Raw genomic sequence first — 18,906 nt, 5'->3', positions numbered from 1 at the left:
TCACTGGGTGAAGCGGATGGCGCTCCGCTCCTCTTCCGCCCGCTCGCCGGTGACGACGCGCTCGCCCTCGGCGAGGCCTTCGAGCACCTGCGCCTGGAAGCGCGTGCGCACGCCGATGCGCACCGCGCGGGTGCTGATGCCGTCCTTGCCGCTCACCCGCACGGTGAAGCGGTCGCCCCCGCCCTCCGCCGGCACGAGGGCGGCCATGGGCACGACGAGGGCGTTCTCGGCCCGGGCGGTGATGAAGAAGGTCTGCGCGCTCATCTGCGGCCGCAGCTCGCCTTCGGGATTGGGCACGTCGAACACGGCGGTGTAGAGGACGACGCCGCTGCCGGCGCCCCCGCTGGTGCCGCCGGCCCCCGGCTGGCTCGGCCCGGGCAGGATCTGCCGCACGCGGCTCTCCCAGCGGCGGTCGGGGTGGCCCAGCGTGGTGAACCACACCGGCATGCCCGGCTTCAGCCGGGGCACGTCCGCCTCGGCCACCTGGGTCCACACGGTCATGACCGAGAGGTCGGCGATGCGCACGAGCTGTGGCGTCTGGTAGGTGGCGACCAGGGTCTGTCCCTGCCGCGCCTCCACCGAGACGACGGTGCCGGCCATGGGTGCGAACACCTTGGTGTAGCGCAGCTGCGCCTCGTTGGAGCGCAGCGTGGCGGCCACCTGCCGGATCTGGGCGCGGGTCATCTCAAGCTGGGCGGTGGCGGCGGCCGATTCCATGGCGGCGCGATCGTTCTCCTCGGTGCTGGTGAACTGGTTGCGGGCAAGGCGTGCCTGGCGCTGGGCGCGGTCGGTGGCGAAGCGGGCGCGGGCCTCCAGGTCGATGAGCTGCGCCTTCAGCCGCGCGATCTCCGCCTCGCCCGCCTCCACCTGCGCTTCCTGCAAGGAGGGGTCGATCTCGGCGAGGAGCTGGCCCTCGGTCACCACGTCGCCCTCATGCACGTGCAGGCGCAGCAGTTGGCCGGACGCCTGCGCGCCCACGTCCACGTAATCGCGGGGCTGCAGCTTGCCGAGGGCGGTGACGCTGTCCTCGATGGTGCCCCGCGTCACCACGGCGGTCTCGAAGCGGGCCTCCTGCGACTGCGCGCCGGGCCGGGCATCAAGAAAGAAGCCGATACCGGCCAGGGCCGCGCCCAGCGCCAGCAGCAGGCCGGCATGGCGGCGGGTCAGGCGCAGGCGTCCGTTGGGCTGCATGGCGTGTCAGCCTTCCCCGGCCGCCGGCTGCCCGGCGCCTGCCAGCTCCTCGCCGGTTGATCCCTCGCGCGGCAGGCCGTTGATGGCGAGGGTGAGGAGGCCGCCGACGGCCAGGGCGAAGGTGCCCAGGACGATGACGCCGGTCTTCGGCAGCGCCGCGACGAGGACGCCGACGCCCACCGCCCCGAGGCTGTCGCCGGCCACGTCCTGCGCCGCCCAGAGGCTGTTGATGCGGCCGAGGAAGTGGTCCGGCGTGTGATCCTGGATGATGGTGTACTGGAGCAGCGAGGCGATGGCATTGGTGTAGCCGTAGATCACCAGCGCCGCGAGCGCGACGACGATGTGTCCGCTCGCCCCGAGGAGGATGACGCAGGCGAGGGCGCCGGCGCACAGGCCCGACATCACCAGCTCTCGCTGACGCAGCTCCCGGACCCAGCCGCTGAGCACAGCGCCGAGGGTCGCGCCGAGGGGGACCGCCGAATACATCAGGCCGATCTCCAGCGCCCCGCCGCCCAGCGTCTGGGTGACGATGGCCGGAAACAGGATGCGGATGGAGGTGGAAAGCGTCAGCAGCGTGCCGATGGCGAAGACCAGGAGCAGCCGCCGGTGCCGGAACAGGAAGCCGAACGCTTCCGCCATCATGGTGAGGGGATGGCGGATGGCGTGGCGCTCGGGAACCATGGCGGGCAGGGACAGGAGCGTGAGCACGGTGACGAGGGTGCCCACGGCCGCCAGGCCGTAGTTCCAGCCGAGTCCCCCGGCGGCGATCACCATGCCGCCCACGGCCGGCGAGACGATGGTGGCGAAGCGAGTGACCAGCATGCCGAGCGCCCCCGCCTGCATAAGGTTCTCGCGGCCGACGATGAACGGCATCGCCGCCATCAGCGCCGACACGCCAAGGGCGCCGAAGAAGCCGTCCCACATGGCCAGCACGTAGATGGCGAAGAGCGACGGCGCGTCCATCAGGCTGTTGAGGGCGAGGCCGACGAAGCCGATGCCGCAGACGCCGCGGGCGAAGAGGATGAGGCGGCGCCGGTCGTAGCGGTCCGACAGCACGCCGCCGAGCAGCAGGCCGACGAACATGCCGATGCCGTCCAGCGCCGCCACCACGCCCACCTGGAAGCTGGAGCCGGTGAGCCCGTAGACCTGCACCGGCACGCTCACGGCGAGCATGCCGAGGCTCATCAGCGAGATGCTGCGGGCGACGAGGAGATTTCGGAACGCCGGGTTGCGCCGAAGCAGCGAGATATCGATCAGGAAGCGGCGCACGATGATGGTCTCGCATGACAGGGGCGGATCTGGCCGTGCGGCGCGACTGTCGGACGCGATCCGCCGCAGGGTATGGTCCGGGGCGCGCAGGCCCGCACCGGACGAAGATCCTGGCGCCGCGAAGGATAGGGTCGGTTGTACCCGCCGTCCTGTGGCTGAGCGTCAAAAAGACCTGATTGAACGGCGAATGACTGAATAATGAAAAGTATTCATTTGAACAATTCAATATTGACGAGGTCGGCCTCCTGCCGCGATTCCAGCATCGCAGGTGCCGTTTGCAGATTTCGAAGGGGATGGCCGCCATCACCGCGGTCATGCCCGGCCATGACGGGGAGCAAGGTCCCGGCCGACGTTTCAGGCGGGCTCGCGCGGGGGATGGACGCTACCGGTAATAGGCGCCGAGGCGGAAGCCGTTCACCTCGTGCACGGCCACCTCCATGTCGTAGATCGCCCTTAGCACGTCGGCGCGCATGATGTCGTCCGGCCCGCCATGGACCAGCACGCGCCCGCCCTTCATGGCGACGATGCGATCGGCGTAGCAGGCGGCGAAATTGATGTCGTGGATCACCACCACCACGGTCTTGCCGAGCTCGTCGGCGGCCCGGCGCAGCAGCTTCATGGTGCCGGCGGCATGCTTCATGTCGAGGTTGTTCAGGGGCTCGTCGAGCAGCAGGCAGGCGGGGTCCTGCGCCAGCACCATGGCGATGAAGGCTCGCTGGCGCTGGCCGCCGGACAGCTCGTCGAGGAGGCGGCCGGAGAGGGGAGAGAGGTCCACGTAGCCGATGGCCTCGGCGACCTTCTCCGCATCGGCGCGGGTGGGGCGCCCATGGCAATGGGGAAAGCGGCCGAAGGCCACCAGCTCGCTGACGGTGAGGCGCGGCGTGATCCGGTTGTCCTGCTTGAGGATGGCCATGCGCCTGGCCAGCACGTCGCCGGTGGTCGTGCTCACGTCGAGCCCGTCCACGGTGACGCGCCCGGCATCCATGGGCAGGAGGCGCGCCACGATGGACAGAAGCGTCGACTTGCCGGCGCCGTTGGGGCCGATGATGGCGGTGAGCCCGCCCGCCGGCACGCTCAGCGACACGGCGTCGAGCACCCGCGCGGTGCCGTAGGATTTCGAAACGCCGGCGATCTCGATCACGTGCGCGTGCCCCTGAGCAGAAGCAGGATGAAGACGATGCCGCCGGCGAACTCGATCACCACGCTCAGCGCCGCATCGTAGCCGAGCAGGCGTTCGAGCACCGTCTGCCCGCCGGCGAGGCAGGCGATGGCGATGAGCGTTGCGGCGGGCAGGGTATGGATGTGCCGCTCGGTGCCGATGGCGAGATAGGCGAGGTTCGATACCAGCAGGCCGAAGAACAGCACCGGCCCCACCAGCGCCGTGGAGACGGAGACGAGCACGGCGACGAGGAGGATGAGGATGGTCACCATCCGCCGGTGGTCGATGCCCAGATTGATTGCCGTGTCGCGGCCCAGGGCCAGCGCGTCCAGGGTCGGGGCGAGGCGCAGGGCGAGGGCGCCCGCCGCGAGGATGGCCACCGCCGCCACCGGCAGCAGCGCGGTGTCCACCACATTGAAGCGGGTGAACAGCAGGCTTTGCAGCACCGAGAATTCGTTCGGGTCGAGGATGCGCTGGAGCAGGTTGGCGAGCCCCCGGCACAATATGCCGAAGACCAGCCCGGCCAGCACCACGAGGTGGAAGCCGCGCCGGCCATCGAACAGCCAGCGAAACAGGCCGAGCGCCGCCGCCGCCAGCAGCACCGCCTCGCCGGCGAAGCGCAGGCGCGGATCAATGGCGGCGGCGCCCTGCGCGCCCAGGGCGAAGACGACGGCCGTCTGGATCGCCACGTAGAGGGCGTCGAAACCCATGACCGCCGGGGTGAGGATGCGGTTTTCGGTGAGGGTCTGGAACAGCACCGTCGAGACCGCCACCGCCGTGCCCACCAGCACCAGCCCGGCGAGCTTGCCGCCGCGCAGGGACAGCACGAAGCCCCAGCCGCCGCGCGCCCCCACCGTCATGAAGCAGGCCGCGGCGATCACCGCCGCGAGGGCAAGGAGGAGGAGGGCGCGGCGCGCCCTCACGCTGCGCGCGTCAGCCAAGGCGGTAGCGCCGCCCGAGCAGCAGGTAGAGGAACACCGCGCTGCCGACGACGCCGGCCACCGTGCCCACGGGGATCTCATACGGGAAGCGGATGAGCCGCCCGATGATGTCGCAGGCGAGCAGGAAGGCGGCCCCCGAAAGGGCGATCCAGGGCAGGGTGCGGCGCAGATTGTCGCCCATCACCAGCGCCACCACGTTGGCCACGAGCAGGCCGAGGAACGGCACGGTGCCGGCGGTGGCGATGCAGGTGGCGGTGGCCAGCGCCACGATGGCGAGGCCCAGGGCCATGATGCGGCGATAGTCCAGTCCGAGGTTGCGCGCGAACGCGTCGCCGAGGCCGGCCACGGTGAAACGGTCCGCCGCCCCATAGGCGAGGGCGGCGAGGGCCACGTTGAGCCAGAGCAGCTCGTAGCGTCCCCGCAGCACGCCGGAGAAATCGCCGGTGGTCCAGGCGGCGAGCGACTGGAGCAGGTCGGCGCGATAGGCGAGGAAGGTGGTGAGCGCGTTGATGATGCCCCCAGCATCAGCCCCACGAGGGGAACGATGACGGCGCCGCGCAGGGCGATGCGGTCGATGATCTTCAGGAACAGCACCGTGCCCGCGAGCGCGAACACGGCCGCCACCGCCATCTTGCCGATGACCGGCAGGCCGGGAGCGAGGAGGGTGGCGGTGAGGAGGCCGAGGCTCGCCGCCTCCGCCGTGCCGGCGGTGGTGGGCTCCACGAAGCGATTGCGGAACAGCATCTGCATCAGGGCCGCGCACACCCCCATGGACAGGCCGGCAAACAGCAGCGCCAGGGTGCGCGGCACCCGGCTGGCGAGGAGCAGCAGCTGCGCGTGGCCCTGCGCCTCCCCGCCGGCGAGAGCGGCAATCGACATGTCGCCGACACCGATCAGCATGCTCGCCACGCCGAGGGCCAGCAAGCCCAGGCACGCCAAGGCGAAAGCCGGGGTGAGCCGCTCCCGACATGTCGGGGCGACACCCGGTGTCGGTGTCGCCATGCCTAGGGGCTCCGCCCGGCTTCGAGCGCCTGCGCCAGTTCCTCGGCGACGATGGGCAAGGCGGTGCCGCCGCCGCCCAGGATGTACCAGCGCGCCGGGTCCAGATAGAGGATGCGGCCCGCCTTGGCGGCGCGGGTGGCAGCGATGATGTCATTGTCCAGGACCTTGCGGGCGGCCTCGCTGTTGCGCCCCACGGCGGCGTCGCGGTCGAGCACCAGCAGCCAGTCCGGATCGGTCTTCAGGATGAACTCGAGGGAGATCACCTCCCCGTGGGTGGCAGCCTTCACGTCGGCGATGGCCGGCTTCACTCCGAGGTCGTCATGGAGCCAGCCGAAGCGGGAGCCGGGGCCGTAGGCGGTGAGCTTGCCGCCATTGACCATCACCATGAGCGCCGCGCCCGCGCCCGGCGCCGCCGCGCGCACCCGCGCCAGCGCCGCGTCGATGCGCGCCAGCAGGGCGGAGGCCTGCGCCTGCTTGTCGAAGATACGGCCGAGCGTCTCCACGTTGCGCCTCACGCCGTCGGCGAAATGATCCTCGTCCACGGAGAGGTCGATGGTGGGGGCGATGGCGGAGAGGTCCCGGCGTTTCGCCGCCGTGCGCGGGCCGATGATGATCAGGTCTGGCTGGGCGGCGGCGACGGCTTCATAGTCGGGCTCGAACAGGGTGCCGATCTTGAGGTGGCGGGGATCGCGGTACTTGGCGAGGGCATCCGGCAGGTTCGAGCCGGGCACGCCCGCAACCTCCACGCCCAAGGCGTCGAGGGTGTCGAGGGCGGCCGGATCGAAGACCAGAACCCGCTGCGGCCGGCCGGGCAATGTGGTCGATCCCCCGGCATGCGCCACCACGATTTCCGCATGCGCGCCCGCGCTCGCCAGAAGGATCGCGGCCAGAAGGCCGCAGAAGGCGACGGCCCGCCGCAAGGCGATGCGGCCGGTGCTTCCGGCGGCATAAACAGCAGGCAGGATCTTGGATCGCATGCGCGCGCATGTATACGGAAGCGCGGCCCGCAGCTGAAATTTCCGTATTTTCCGCATCTTTGCGGCGTCTCGCAGGATTGGAATTATTTCATTTAAGGAAAGCGTCATAAAATATGCCGTTCCATCACGGATAATTTCGTTTCTCTCGCGAAAACAGGAGAGCTCGATACAAGATGAAAATTGTATATGTATTTCGCGCCGTCAAGTGTTGAGCGACACCATGTCGGACATGAGGCGCCGGCCCCCGCTTCGGCGCGATCATGAGCCGCGCGCCGCGCGGGACGATCCGCGCCTTCTTCTTCGCGCATGCGGGGCTGGGCGCGCGGGGCGCCAGTCAGTGGCGCAGGAAGGGCGCGCCGATGGCGCCGGGCATCTTCGACGACCGGCCGATGCCCGCGAGCAGCCCCAGCGCCACGAGGTACGGCACCATCTGCACCACGTAGGAGCTCACCGGCAGGCCCCAGCCCTGGATGCGGGATTCGAGGGCCGCGACGGCGCCGAACAGCAGGCAGCCTGCCATGGCGCCGAACGGGTTCCAGCGGCCGACGATGATGGCGGCCAGCGCGATGAAGCCGCGGCCGTTGGTCATGCCATCGGTGAAGGTGCCCACCTCCTGCAGCGACAGCACGGCCCCGCCGAGCCCGGCGAAGGCGCCGCCCGCCAGAATGGCCAGCGTGCGCACGCGCTGCGGATCGGTGCCCACGGCGAAGGCCGCCTCCGGGTTCTCGCCCACGGCGCGCAGCATGAGGCCAGATTTCGTCTTGGCGAGATAGAGCGCGACGGGAACGACCAGCAGGAAGCCGAGATAGACCAGCGGCGGCTGGCGGAACAGCACAGGCCCGAGCAGCGGAATGTCGCCCAGGAGCGGCACCGGCCAGGCGGGCAGGGTGGGCAGGCGGATGACCGGCGTGCGCCCGCCGAACAGGCCGCGCAGCAGGAAGCTGGTGAGCCCCAGGGCGAGGATGTTCACCGCCAGCCCCGTCACCATCTGGTCGGCGCGGAAGCGCGTGGTGGCAAGCGCCACCACCAGCGCCAGGGCCATGCCGGCGAACAGGCTCGCCACCAGCCCGGCCGCGCTGCTGCCGGTGAGAAGGGCGGCGAGCGCCCCGCCGAAGGCGCCCGCCAGCATCATGCCCTCGATGCCCACGGCGAAGGTGCCCGCCCGCTCGCTGATCAACCCGCCCATGGCGGCGAAGAGCAGCGGCGTCGAGATGCGCAGCGTCGCCGAGAGCAGCTCCGCAAGGGTGGCAAGGTCCATGGGCTCAGACCTTCCGGTTGTGGGCGCCCATGCCCACGGCGCAGAGCACGAAGACCATCATCAGTCCCTCGATGACGTAGACGAGGGAGGACGGCACGCCCACCTCCCGCTGCATGGCGAGGGTGCCGGCCTCCAGGAAGCCGAGGAACAGGCCCGCCGGCAGCACCGCCAGCGGATTGAGCCCGGCGATGAGCGCCACCGCGACGGCGTTGAAGCCGAAACCGTGGGAGAAACCCTCGATGAGGCGGTTGTGGACCCCGCTCACCTCGATGCCGCCGGCCAGCCCCGCCAGCGCGCCGGCGATGGCCATCACCAGCGCCGTGGAGCGGGCGGCCGAAAGGCCCACATAGGCCGCCGCCGGTCGGCTCGCCCCGAGGATGCGCAGGCGGAAGCCGAAGGTGGTGCGCCACAGGAGCACATGCCCGAGCACCGCCGCCGCCACGGCGAACAGGATGCCGATGTGCAGGTCCGTCCCGGCAATGAGCCCGGGCAGCCAGCCGGCGCGCGGGAACAGCGGCGACTGCGGGAAGCCCGCGCCCTCCTCGCCCAGCGGGGCGTGCAGCACCTCGCTCACCAGCAGCACGCCGACGAAATTGAGCAGCAGGGTGCACAGCACCTCGTGCACGTTGCGCTTGATGAAGACGAAAGCCGCCAGCAGCGCCCACAGCGCCCCCGCCGCCGCCCCGGCGAGCATGGCGAGCGACAGCAGCAGCGGCGCCGGCAGGCTCGCCGGCGCCATGAGGACGACGAAGCTCGCGGCGATGCCGCCGAGGGCGATCTGGCCCTCGCCGCCGATGTTGATGACCTTGGCGCGGAAGCACAGCGCCACGCCGACGCCGGTGATGATGTAGGGCGTGCTCTTGTTGAGCGCGAAGGCGAGCCGGTCCAGCGAGCCGAAGGCGCCCCGCAGCAGCGCGCCATAGGCGGTCACCGGGTTCTTGCCGGCGAGCAGGATGAGGCCGGCCGTGATCACGAGGGCGAGCACGATGGCGCCCAGGGTCAGGCCGAAGGTCTGCGCGCCGCCGCCGGCGAGCAGGCCCCGCAGGCGGTCGGCGCGGGGCGTCGGCGCGGCGGGGGCAGGGCGGGGCACCAGGGGGCCAGGGTCCAGCATGCGTCAGGCCGCCCGGATGCCGGCGGGATCGATGCCGGCCATGAGCAGGCCGATCTCGGTCACGTCCACGTCGCCACGGGGCCGGGGCGGGGACAGGCGGCCGCCATGCATCACGGCGATGCGGTCACCCAGCATCAGCACCTCGTCGAGGGCGGCGGAGAGGTAGAGGATCGCCCCGCCGGCGGCGCGCAGGGCCAGGATCTGGTCGATGACGAAGCGGGTGGCGCCGGGATCGAGCCCCCAGGTGGGCTGGAAGGCGACCAGCACCTTCGGTCGCCGGCCGATCTCGCGGGCGACCACGATCTTCTGCTGGTTGCCGCCCGAAAGGGTGCGGGCCGGGCTCTGCGGCCCGGCGGCGCGGATGTCGAAGTCCCGCATCCGCTCGCGCGCCCGCGCCCTGAAGCCGCCGAGGGTCAGGAAGCCGGCGCGGGAAAACGGCGCGGCATCGAACTCGCGCAGGGCGAGGTTGTCGGCGACCGTCATGGCCGGGACCAGCGAAGTGGTCGCCCGGTCTACCGGAATGTAGGCGAGCCCGGCCTGAAGGCGCTCCCTCACCGGGGCGAAGGTGATGTCCCGCCCGCCGAGGTCGATGCCGCCGGACGTGGGCATCCTGAGGCCGGCGAGGCAGTCGGCAAGATCCGTCTGGCCGTTGCCGTCCACGCCGGCGATCGCCAGCACCTCCCCGGCGCGCAGCGAGAACGACACGTCCTTCAGCCGCGCGACGCCGGCCGCGTCGCGGCGCGAGAGGACAGAGACGCGCAGCACCGTCTCCCCCGGCTCCACCGCCGCGCGCTCCACGCTGGCGGTCACGTCGCGGCCCACCATCATGTGGGCGAGGGAGGCCTTGGTGGCGCCCCCGTGGGACAGCGGCCGGCCACCGCGCCATCGCGCAGGACCACCACCTCGTCGCAGATCTCCAGCACCTCGTCGAGCTTGTGCGAGATGAAGATGATGGAATGGCCCCTGGCCTTCAGCTTGCGCATCACCTCCATCAGCCCCGCGACCTCCGGCGGGCTGAGGTTGGAGGTGGGTTCGTCGAGGATCAGCAGCTCGGCGCCGGCGAGGATCGCCTTCATGATCTCCACCCGCTGGCGCTGGCCGTGGGGCAGGTCGGCGACGCGGGCGTCGGGGTCGATGCCGAGGCCGAAGGCGGCAGAGGTGGTCCGGATCTCCCGGGCGATGTCCTTCGGCCTCAGCCACCAGCCGGCGCGGTCCCAGGCGAGCATCACGTTCTCGGTGACGCTCATGGCGTCCACCAGGGTGAAATGCTGGTGGATCATGCCCAGCCCGGCGGCGATGGCCTGGGCCGGCCCGTGCTGCTTCAGCGCGCGGCCCTTGAAGGTGATGGCGCCGGCATCCGCGGCGACGATGCCGAACAGCACCTTCATGAGGCTGCTCTTGCCCGAGCCGTTCTCGCCCAGCAGGCCGACGATGGTGCCGTCGGGCACCACGAGGTCGATGCCACGGTTGGCCCGCACCGCGCCGTAGCGTTTCTCGATGCCGCGCATTTCCAGCATGAAGGCCGCCTCTCGCGCCACGGGACGCAAATGCCCGCCCCGGCGGAAGGCGTCGGGGCGGGCTGCATGATGGGGTTCCGCGTCAGATGCCGCCGCGGGCATCCTCCTTGGTCACGGTGAGCTTCAGCTCGCCGGACGCAAACTTCTTCTTCAGGCCCTCCAGCTCCTCCACCACCGCCGGGGGCACCGCCTTGTTGTAGGGCTGGCCGGCCTCGTAGCCCAGCTCGGCGCCGGTGGAGCCGGGGGTGTTGAAGCCGTAGAGGATGTACTTGCCGCCCATGTCCTGGGTTTTGCTGGCCTCGGCGGCGGCGGTGTACATGTCGGCCCACTTCTCGACGATGTTGGTCAGCACGTTCTCCGGCGCGATGGCCGTGTGGCCGAAGGAGCGGCCGTTGGCGAAGACGTTCTTCTCCTTGGCCGCCTGGATGATGCCGGACTGGCCGGCATTGAGCTTGCCGCTGATGAAGTCGGCGCCGCCGGCAATCAGCGAGAGGGCCGCCTCCTTGGCCTCGGCGCCGTCCTCCATGCTCTTGATGTAGATGACCTTCACCTCGATGTCCGGCTTGACGGACTTGGCGCCCTTGCGGAACGCGCCCACCTGCGCCGTCACGTTCGGGATGCCTTCGAGGCTGTTCACCGAGCCGATCTTGCCGGTCTTGCTCATGCGCGCCGCGAGCACGCCCATGAGATAGCCGAACTGGGTGTTGTCATAGTCGATGGAGGTGACGTTCGGCGGCACGCCCTTGGAGCCGGAGCCCACCACGAACAGGGTCTTGGGAAAGTCCGGGCCCACGCGCTCGGCGGCGGAGACGAAGCGGCCGGTGTGTCCCACCACCACGGCGTTGCCCTGCCGGGCATAGTCGCGCAGGGCGTCCACCATGTCGGCGGCGCCCACATTCTCCGAATAGGAGATGTCCCAGCCCAGCGACTTCAGCTTCTCCGCCCCCATGTAGCCCTGGGCGTTCCAGCTCTGGTCGTTGATGGAGCCGGGGAAGAGGAAGGCGGCCTTCTGGGCCAGCGCGGCGCCCGTCAGCGCCAGCGTCGCCATGGCGGCGGCGCACAAGGTGGCGGCGAAGGGTGCGCGCCCGGCGGGGCGGGCCTTGTTCGGCCGGAGGGCGTCGAACATGTCGTTGCTCCCAGATGTAAAGCCGTGCCGCCCGAAAGGCCTCGTCGCGGCACGCGTGGTGTTGACCGTTCACGCCTCTGCAAGAAGCACAGCCAGGGCCACCCGCTCCGCGCCGCCATTCCACCAGATGGGATGAAGGCGGAAAAACCCGTGTCTTGTCGCGGGCTTGGGGGTCGGGAGCCAGCCGGCCCGGACGGCGTCAGACGCGGGCACCGGACCAGGCGCGGGTGAGTTCCTGCGCCGCCGCGGCCACCATGCGTCCGCGTTCGGCAACCTGCCCAATATCTAGGCGCTCGACCGGCACGGCGAGGGAAACGGCTGCGACGGGGCGGTGATAGGCGTCGAGCACCGGCGCCGCGATGCAGCGCAGGCCGATCGTGTTCTCCTCGTCGTCGAGGGCGAAGCCGACGCGGCGCGTCTCTTCCAGCGCGCCCATGAGCGCTTCCGGCGAGCAGATGGTGTTCGGCGTCACCGCCACCAGGCGCTCGGCGGACAGGGTCCTGTGCACTTCCGCCTGCGGCAGGACCGCGAGGAGCGCCTTGCCGATGCTGGAGCAATGGGCGGGCAGGGAGCTTCCCGTGGGCACGAAGGCGCGGCGCGCGCGGGCATCGAAGCGGTGGAGAAACACCACCCTTCCATCCTCAAGGGCACCCAGGCTGGCGGTTTCGCCGCAGCTCTGGCCGAGGCGCTTCAGGATGGGCTGGGCGCAAGCCACCATGTCGCGCGAGCCGGCATAGGTGGCGCCCACCGCGAGCGCGGTTCGTCCCACGAACCAGTGGCCGCTCTTCTTGTCGAAATGGACGAAGCCGCGCCCCTCCAGCGTGGTGAGCAGGCGGTGGGTTGTGGAGGCCGCAAGCTCCGCCTGGGCCGCGATCTGCGGCAGGGCGATGCCGCCGGGGCTGTCGCTCACGAGCACCAGCAGGCCGAGCGCCCGGTCGACCGCCCGCACCAGCCCATCGCCCGCCCGGCTCGCCTTGCCGGGCGTCTCGCCTTTTCGACCCATGTTTCAATCCGTTGGCTCGCCGGTCATGCATCGCTGAAGCGCGCCGCCGCTGCCCGTGCCGCTACGATGCGGGTTGGGCCGTGCGGTGAGAAGGCCAAAAATCAGGCAGGCGACGCCCGCCCAGGCTTTCGGGCACGCGGCGACCCGCCTGCCTCCCAGATGGGGGGACAACGCCTTTTCCGTCTTGCAGCCGGAGAGCGATTCACCGGGCAAATCCGTTCAATTCGGCAGGATCGCGCTTTCGATCTTCAGGCGGCCGAGGGCGGGATAGGTGGCGGGATCGAAGAAGCTCCGGCCGGCCTTGTAGACCCGCCCTTCGGACACGTCCGGCAGGGCCGCGCCCTCGATGCTGGCCTCGAAGGTGAGCTCCAGCTGCACGCCCGAGGGGTCGTAGACGAAGAGCTGCCAAAGGCTGGTGCCGGGCACGATGAACTCCCGCCAGTCCAGCCCGGCCGCCTGGAAGCGGGCGATATAGGCCCGGTAGCCCGAGCAGGACAGGGAGATATGGTCGATGGCCGCCGTGCCGTATGGCGCCGTGCCCGAGGCGCCGAGCGCCGGTCCGCCCGCATAGATGTGCACGATGCCGAGGCCGCCCGGCTGCGGGCAGCCGAGCCATGCCCCCGGATAGCCGAAATCCGGCCGGGGGATTTCCTTCAGGCCGATGACGTCACGCCAGAAGACGCGGGTGGCGTCGAGATCCGCCGTCTTGATGGCCACGTGGAACAGGCCGTGGACACCGGCACCTGGCAAGCTCTGGGTCATGGCTTCATCTCCATTCGGACTGTTCGCGCCGGATGCGCGCGCCGACCAAGGCTTGCGAACATGCGTCCGCACTATGGCCTGCGCGATCACACCCGACCAGCGCCTGTCGCGCGCCCCACGGGGTCAAAATCCGTTCGATCCGGGGCGTTCGAGGCGGCCGGACACGGGGCTCGCCGCGCCTGCGCCAGCCGTCGAGCGCCGGCGGCAAGATCCCGCAAGCCGAGGCGATTTCAGGGAATCGGCCTATCGTGGCACGCTCCGTGCTTGGTGTCGAAGGATCTGCGCCTGGCGCCCGAACCGGACGGGCGCGGCGAGCGTTGAGGGACCGGGCCGCGACCGCCGCCTGATCCGCACGGAGATGCGCCATGACCTTTTCCGTGACCCTGCTGGACCTCGCCGGCTTCGCCGCGTTGCTGCTCTGGGGCATCCACATGGTGCAGACCGGCGTGCTCCGGGCACTGGGGCCGCGGCTGAAGGTGGTGATCGGGCGGGCGCTTGGGAACCCGCTGCAGGGGTTCTGCGCTGGCGCGGCGGTAACCACGCTGCTCCAGAGCAGCACCGCGACGGCGCTGATGGTCTCGGGCTTCACCGCGGCCGGCCTCGTCGCCCTCGTCCCGGCCCTCGCGGTGATGCTGGGCGCGAATATCGGCACCACACTCATCGTGCAGGCCCTGTCCTTCGACGTCACCGCCATGGCGCCCGCCGCGATCCTGGCCGGGCTGGTGATGTTTCGCCGCGGCGCCGGCAGCAGCCTGCGTGATCTCGGCCGCGCCCTCATCGGCCTCGGCCTCATCGTGCTGGCCCTGCACCACCTGGTGGACCTGCTGCGCCCCCTGGAGGATGCCCCCAGCATTCGCATGCTGCTCGGCGCCGTGGCCACGGTGCCGCTCATCGACGTGATGCTGGCGGCGGTGCTCACCTGGGCGGTGCATTCCTCGGTCGCGGTGGTGCTGATCGCCGCTTCGCTCGCGGCGCAGGGCGCGGTGCCGCCCAATGCCGCCATCGCCCTGGTGCTCGGCGCCAATCTCGGCAGCGCCATCGCTCCGGTGCTGGAAGCGATCGGCAAGGATGACCCGGCGGCCATGCGCCTGCCGGTGGGCAATCTCGTCAACCGGCTCGCGGGCGTCTTGCTGGGCCTCGCCCTGATCGAGCCCATCGGCCGCCTGATGGTGACGTGGCAGCCGGATCCGGGCCGGGTGGCGGTGGATTTCCACACCCTCTTCAACGTGGCGACGGCGCTCGTCTTCCTGCCGCTGCTCTCGCCCCTGGCCCGCGCCCTGGAATGGCTCTATCCGGCGCGGGAGGACCCGGCGGATCCCGCCCGCCCGCGCTATCTCGCCCCGGCGGCGACGGAGACCCCTGTGGTGGCGCTGGGCGCCGCCGCGCGCGAGGCGCTGCGTCTCGCAGACGCCCTCGACGACATGCTGGACAAGGCCGCCCGCGCCCTCATCGGCGGCGAGCGGCGGCACATCGCCCTGACGCGGGACGGCGACGACGTGCTCGACCGGCTCAACCGGGAGATCCGCGCCTACCTCGCCACCCTCGATCCGGACGAACTGAACCCGGCCGACCGGCGTCGGGTGGAGGAGATCCTCGCCTTCTCGGCCAACATGGAGCAGGCGGCGGACGTGGTGTGCGGCCGGCTGATGAGCGACGCCGGCAAGCGCATCAAGCGCGGCATCGCCTTCTCGTCGGAGGAGGAGAAGGCGGTCCGCGAGCTCTTCGACCGGCTGAAGGCGAACATCCGACTCGCCTCCTCCCTGTTCATGACATCGGACGCCCGCGCCGCGCGGCTGCTGGCGCTGGAGAAGGCGGCGTTCCGCGACAGCGAGACGGCGGCGGCGCGGATCCATTTCGACCGGCTGCGCCAGGGGCTCGCCCCGCTGGCGGACGCGAGCGGCCTCAACATCGAGATCGTGCGCGACCTCAAGCTGATCAATTCGCACGTGGTCGCCGCCGCCGCCTATCCCGTGCTCGCCCGCACCGGGGAGCTGCTGGATACCCGCCTCGCCGAGCAGCGCTGACCCCCTCGCCAAGGGTCAGCCGGTCAGCCGGCTCAGCCCTTCGGCCGGAAGCGCAGGAGCCGCAGCGCGTTCGCCGTCACCAGCACCGTCGCGCCGGTGTCCGCCAGGATCGCCATCCAGAGCGGCGTCGCGCCGGTCAGGCTGGTGACCAGGAAGACGCCCTTCAGGCCCAGCGCCAGTCCGACATTCTGCCAGATGTTGGTCATGGTCGCGCGGGACAGGGCGACAAGCTCGGCGACGCCCGTCACCTGGTTCTTCAGCAGCGCGGCGTCGGCGGTCTCCAGGGCGACGTCGGTGCCGGCGCCCATGGCGATGCCCACCGAGGCGGCGGCCAGGGCCGGCGCATCGTTGATGCCGTCGCCGACCATGGCGATGGGCGCCTGCTCCCGGTAGGCGGCGATGGCCGAAAGCTTGGCATCCGGCAGGAGCTCGGAGCGCGCTTCGAGGCCGAGGAGGCCGGCGATGGCGCCGGCGGTGCGGGCGTTGTCGCCGGTCAGCATCACCGGGTGAAGTCCCATGGCCCGCAGCCGGCCGAGCCCTTCGACCGCATCCGCCCGTGGCTCGTCACGCAGCGCGACCAGGCCGATGAGGCGCCGGCCCTCGCTGACCATGACCACCGTCTTGCCCGCGCCCTCGAGCGCCAGGATCTGCGCGCGCACCGCCTCCGGCAGGTCGGCCTGTTCCTCCGCATGGCGAGGCGAGCCGACGCTGACGAAGCCTGACCTCAGGCGTGCCGTCACCGCCTTGCCGGGCGTGGCGATGCTGCCGCCGAACACCTTGGGAAGGTCGAGGCCCCGCGCCTCCGCCGCGGCGACGATGGCCGCCCCGAGGGGATGGCTGGAGCCGCGCTCGACGGCCGCAGCCTTGGCCAGCATGTCGGCTTCGGTCCCTTCCAGCACGACGACGTCGGTCAGCCGGGGACGCCCGACGGTGAGCGTGCCGGTCTTGTCGAAGGCCACCGTCTTCACCTTGCCGAGCGTTTCCAGCGCGGCCCCGCCCTTGATGAGCAGCCCGCGCCGGGCGCCGCTGGCGAGGCCCGAGGCAATGGCCGCGGGCGTGGAGATCACGAGCGAGCAAGGACAGGCGATCAGCAGCAGCGACAGCCCGCGATAGATCCAGGTGAACCAGTCCGCGCCGAGAAGCAGCGGCGGCCCGGCCATCATGAGGGCGGAGACGGCCATGGCGGCGGGCGTATACCAGCGGCTGAAGCGATCGATGAAGCGCGCCGTCGGCGCCTTCGAGGCCTGGGCCTCCTCCACCATGTGGATGATGCGGCTGATGGTGTTGTCGGCCGCCGCCCGGCTGATCTCCACGCGCAGCGCCCCATTGACGTTGATGCTGCCGGCAAAGACCGCCGCGCCCGCCGCCTTGGCCACCGGAACAGATTCGCCTGTCACGGGCGCCTCGTCGATCTCGGAGGTGCCCTCCACGACGACGCCGTCCGAGGGGATGCGATCGCCCGGCCGGACCATCACCACGTCTCCGATGGCGAGGGCCTCCACCGGCACCGTCTCGAACGCCGAACCACGCTGCCGCAGCGCGGTTCGCGGCACGAGGTCGACCAGGGCCTTGATCCCGGCCCGGGCCCGGCCCGCCGCGACGCCTTCCAGCAGCTCGCCCAGGGCGAACAGGAAGACCACCACCGCCGCCTCCGGCGCCTCGCCGATGGCGAGGGCGCCGATGGCGGCGACGGACATCAGCATCTCGATGCTGAACGGCGTGCCGGCCCGGGCACCGGCCAAGGCGCGCCGGCCGATGGGCACGAGGCTCGCGAGCGTCGCGGCCATATAGGCCCAGGTCGACCAGGCCGGCGCCAGATGGGACACCGCGAAGGCGAGCACCAGCAGGGCCCCCGTGCCGATCACCAGCCGGCCTTTCCGGCTCGCCCACCAGGCGCTCTGCGGCGCGGTCCGGCCGGGCTCCTTCACCGCATCCGCGGGTTCGTCGGCCCCGAGTGGGGTGAAGCCGAGGGCCCTGATCCGCGACTGGACGGTGACGCAGGTGGTGCGGTCCTCGTCGAGCGTCAGCGAGAGCGAGGCCTGGCCATAGCTGACCGAAATGTCCGAGACGCCGGGCAGGCGCCGCATGGCGGTCTCGATCTTCGCGGCGCAAGAGCCGCAGTCCATCCCCTCGATCCGCAGCTTGAGCGGGCGCGCAGCCGCCATGGGTCACCTCGACAGTTCCGATGTGACATCCCATATGGACCCTGTAGCAACTATAGGGTCAAGCCCATGGCGGACGGATATCTTGCAATCGGCGAACTGGGCCGGCTCACCGATACCAAGGTCGAGACGATCCGTTATTACGAGCGCATCGGGCTGCTTGCGGAACCGGCGCGCACCGCCGGCAACTACCGGGCCTACGGGCCGCAGCACCTGAACCGGCTGAGCTTCATCCGCCGCTCGCGCGACCTCGGCTTCTCGCTCGATCAGGTGCGCGCCTTGCTCGACCTCTCCGACGATCGCGACTGTTCCTGCCAGGCCGTCGACGCGATCGCCAAGGCGCATCTGGCGGAGGTGGACCGCAAGATCGCGGACCTGCGCGCGCTGCGCCGCGAGCTCCGCAGCATGGTCGACCAGTGCCGGAGCGGCACGGTGGCCGAATGCCGGATCATCGAGGCGCTGTCGCCGTGAGGGGGCGCCCGGAGGGAACGGCCGCCTCGCCGGGTCCCGCTGCCTGGGATTGCGCCATCTCGACCACGGCCTGGGTCTGCACGCCGAGCCCCGCGATGCCGAGCTGCACCGTGTCGCCCGCCTTCAGCCAGACCGGCTCCGGCTTCATGCCCATGCCGACGCCGGGGGCGTGCCGGTGGCGATGATGTCGCCGGGCAGCAGGGTCATGTAGCGGCTGCAATAGGAGACCAGCTCGCGGACGCCGAAGATCATGGTGCGGGTGTTGCCGGCCTGCATGCGCGCGCCGTTCACCTCCAGCCACATGTCGAGGTTCTGCGGGTCTGGAACCTCGTCCCGCGTGACGAGCCAGGGCCCGACCGGCCCGAACGTGTCGCAGCCCTTGCCCTTGTCCCATTGCGAGGACTGGAGCTGGAAGGCCCGCTCGGACACGTCGTTCACCACGCAATAGCCGGCGACGTGATCGAGGGCAGCCTCTTCCGTGACGTAGGAGGCCTTGCGGCCGATCACGACGCCGAGCTCCACCTCCCAGTCGAGCTTGGTGGAGTGAAGCGGCCGGACGATGGGGTCGTTGGGCCCCGACAGCGCGGAGAGCGCCTTCAGGAAGATGATCGGCTCGCTCGGCACCGCCATGCCGGCTTCGGCGGCATGGTCGGAATAGTTGAGGCCGATGCAGACGAACTTCGACATGCCGGCGAACGGCACGCCGAGGCGGGGCGTGCCCGGCACGTGCGGCAGCGTCAGCGGATCGATCCGCGCCAGCCGGCCCAGGGCGTCGTCCGAGAGCAACGATGCGTCGATGTCGGGGCACACGCCGGACAGGTCGCGCAGCACCCCGTCGCGATCCACGAGGCCGGGGCGCTCGCGGCCGGGGTCGCCGAAACGGCAGAGCTTCATGGGAATTCCTTCGTTTTCAGGAGTGAAGCTGAGGGGGCC

General features: G+C 70.7%; 15 protein-coding genes and 2 pseudogenes. 2 read left to right on the top strand and 15 right to left on the bottom strand.

Features of this window, described 5'->3' with window-relative positions; genetic code table 11:
- From EZH22_RS22260 to EZH22_RS22200, 13 genes and pseudogenes are all read right to left on the bottom strand, one after another.
- Positions 1-1,191, bottom strand: a complete 1,191-nt coding sequence (locus EZH22_RS22260; RefSeq protein ID WP_203192602.1) for an efflux RND transporter periplasmic adaptor subunit — start codon at positions 1,189-1,191, stop codon at positions 1-3.
- A 6-nt stretch (positions 1,192-1,197) separates the two neighbouring features.
- On the bottom strand, positions 1,198-2,460 hold the full coding sequence (gene entS, locus EZH22_RS22255; RefSeq protein WP_203192601.1) for an enterobactin transporter EntS: 1,263 nt from the start codon (positions 2,458-2,460) through the stop codon (positions 1,198-1,200).
- Positions 2,461-2,842: 382 nt separating this feature from the next.
- Positions 2,843-3,601, bottom strand: a complete 759-nt coding sequence (locus EZH22_RS22250; RefSeq protein WP_203192600.1) for an iron ABC transporter ATP-binding protein — start codon at positions 3,599-3,601, stop codon at positions 2,843-2,845.
- Positions 3,598-4,479: an iron chelate uptake ABC transporter family permease subunit gene (locus EZH22_RS22245; protein WP_231711570.1), complete on the bottom strand. Its 882-nt coding sequence runs from the start codon at positions 4,477-4,479 to the stop codon at positions 3,598-3,600. The genes EZH22_RS22250 and EZH22_RS22245 overlap by 4 nt, the downstream gene beginning before the upstream one ends.
- 73 nt (positions 4,480-4,552) lie before the next feature.
- A pseudogene (locus EZH22_RS22240) lies at positions 4,553-5,460 on the bottom strand (ABC transporter permease).
- A gap of 104 nt (positions 5,461-5,564) precedes the next feature.
- The gene (locus EZH22_RS22235; protein ID WP_203192598.1) at positions 5,565-6,539 is read right to left on the bottom strand and encodes a siderophore ABC transporter substrate-binding protein; all 975 of its coding nucleotides are present in this window, start codon (positions 6,537-6,539) and stop codon (positions 5,565-5,567) included.
- 334 nt (positions 6,540-6,873) lie between these two features.
- A complete protein-coding gene (locus EZH22_RS22230; protein ID WP_203192597.1) occupies positions 6,874-7,797 on the bottom strand; it encodes an ABC transporter permease in 924 nt (307 codons plus the stop codon).
- Positions 7,798-7,801: 4 nt separating this feature from the next.
- Entirely contained in the window at positions 7,802-8,908 is a 1,107-nt protein-coding gene (locus EZH22_RS22225; RefSeq protein ID WP_203192596.1) for an ABC transporter permease, read from the bottom strand.
- A gap of 3 nt (positions 8,909-8,911) precedes the next feature.
- Positions 8,912-9,736, bottom strand: coding sequence for an ATP-binding cassette domain-containing protein (locus tag EZH22_RS22220; protein WP_203192595.1), 825 nt, complete (start codon positions 9,734-9,736; stop codon positions 8,912-8,914).
- Positions 9,733-10,425 carry an ATP-binding cassette domain-containing protein gene (locus EZH22_RS22215; protein WP_203192594.1) on the bottom strand — a complete coding sequence of 231 codons (693 nt, stop codon included), beginning with the start codon at positions 10,423-10,425 and terminating at the stop codon, positions 9,733-9,735. The genes EZH22_RS22220 and EZH22_RS22215 overlap by 4 nt, the downstream gene beginning before the upstream one ends.
- A gap of 82 nt (positions 10,426-10,507) precedes the next feature.
- The gene (locus EZH22_RS22210) at positions 10,508-11,551 is read right to left on the bottom strand and encodes a BMP family protein (RefSeq protein WP_203192593.1); all 1,044 of its coding nucleotides are present in this window, start codon (positions 11,549-11,551) and stop codon (positions 10,508-10,510) included.
- 199 nt (positions 11,552-11,750) lie between these two features.
- A complete protein-coding gene (locus EZH22_RS22205; protein WP_203192592.1) occupies positions 11,751-12,554 on the bottom strand; it encodes an IclR family transcriptional regulator in 804 nt (267 codons plus the stop codon).
- A 219-nt stretch (positions 12,555-12,773) separates the two neighbouring features.
- Positions 12,774-13,316, bottom strand: coding sequence for a VOC family protein (locus tag EZH22_RS22200; RefSeq protein ID WP_203192591.1), 543 nt, complete (start codon positions 13,314-13,316; stop codon positions 12,774-12,776).
- A 365-nt stretch (positions 13,317-13,681) separates the two neighbouring features.
- Between EZH22_RS22200 and EZH22_RS22195 the strand changes: the two genes are divergently transcribed.
- Positions 13,682-15,340, top strand: a complete 1,659-nt coding sequence (locus EZH22_RS22195) for a Na/Pi cotransporter family protein (RefSeq protein ID WP_203192590.1) — start codon at positions 13,682-13,684, stop codon at positions 15,338-15,340.
- A gap of 32 nt (positions 15,341-15,372) precedes the next feature.
- On the opposite strand, the gene EZH22_RS22190 is transcribed toward EZH22_RS22195, so the two are convergent.
- Complete coding sequence (locus EZH22_RS22190) at positions 15,373-17,505, bottom strand: heavy metal translocating P-type ATPase (protein WP_203192589.1); 2,133 nt, start codon at positions 17,503-17,505, stop codon at positions 15,373-15,375.
- 66 nt (positions 17,506-17,571) lie between these two features.
- On the opposite strand from EZH22_RS22190, the gene EZH22_RS22185 reads away from it, so the two are divergent.
- The gene (locus EZH22_RS22185; protein WP_203192588.1) at positions 17,572-17,973 is read left to right on the top strand and encodes a MerR family transcriptional regulator; all 402 of its coding nucleotides are present in this window, start codon (positions 17,572-17,574) and stop codon (positions 17,971-17,973) included.
- Here the strand turns inward: EZH22_RS22185 and EZH22_RS22180 are convergent.
- Positions 17,951-18,867 (bottom strand): annotated as a pseudogene (locus tag EZH22_RS22180) (fumarylacetoacetate hydrolase family protein). The gene EZH22_RS22185 and the pseudogene EZH22_RS22180 overlap by 23 nt on opposite strands.
- Positions 18,868-18,906 lie beyond the last annotated feature (39 nt).

The sequence above is a fragment of the Xanthobacter dioxanivorans genome, assembly GCF_016807805.1.
GTDB lineage: Bacteria > Pseudomonadota > Alphaproteobacteria > Rhizobiales > Xanthobacteraceae > Xanthobacter > Xanthobacter dioxanivorans.
Note: the sequence above shows the minus strand (reverse complement) of the source record. Positions and strands in the feature narration are given on the sequence as shown.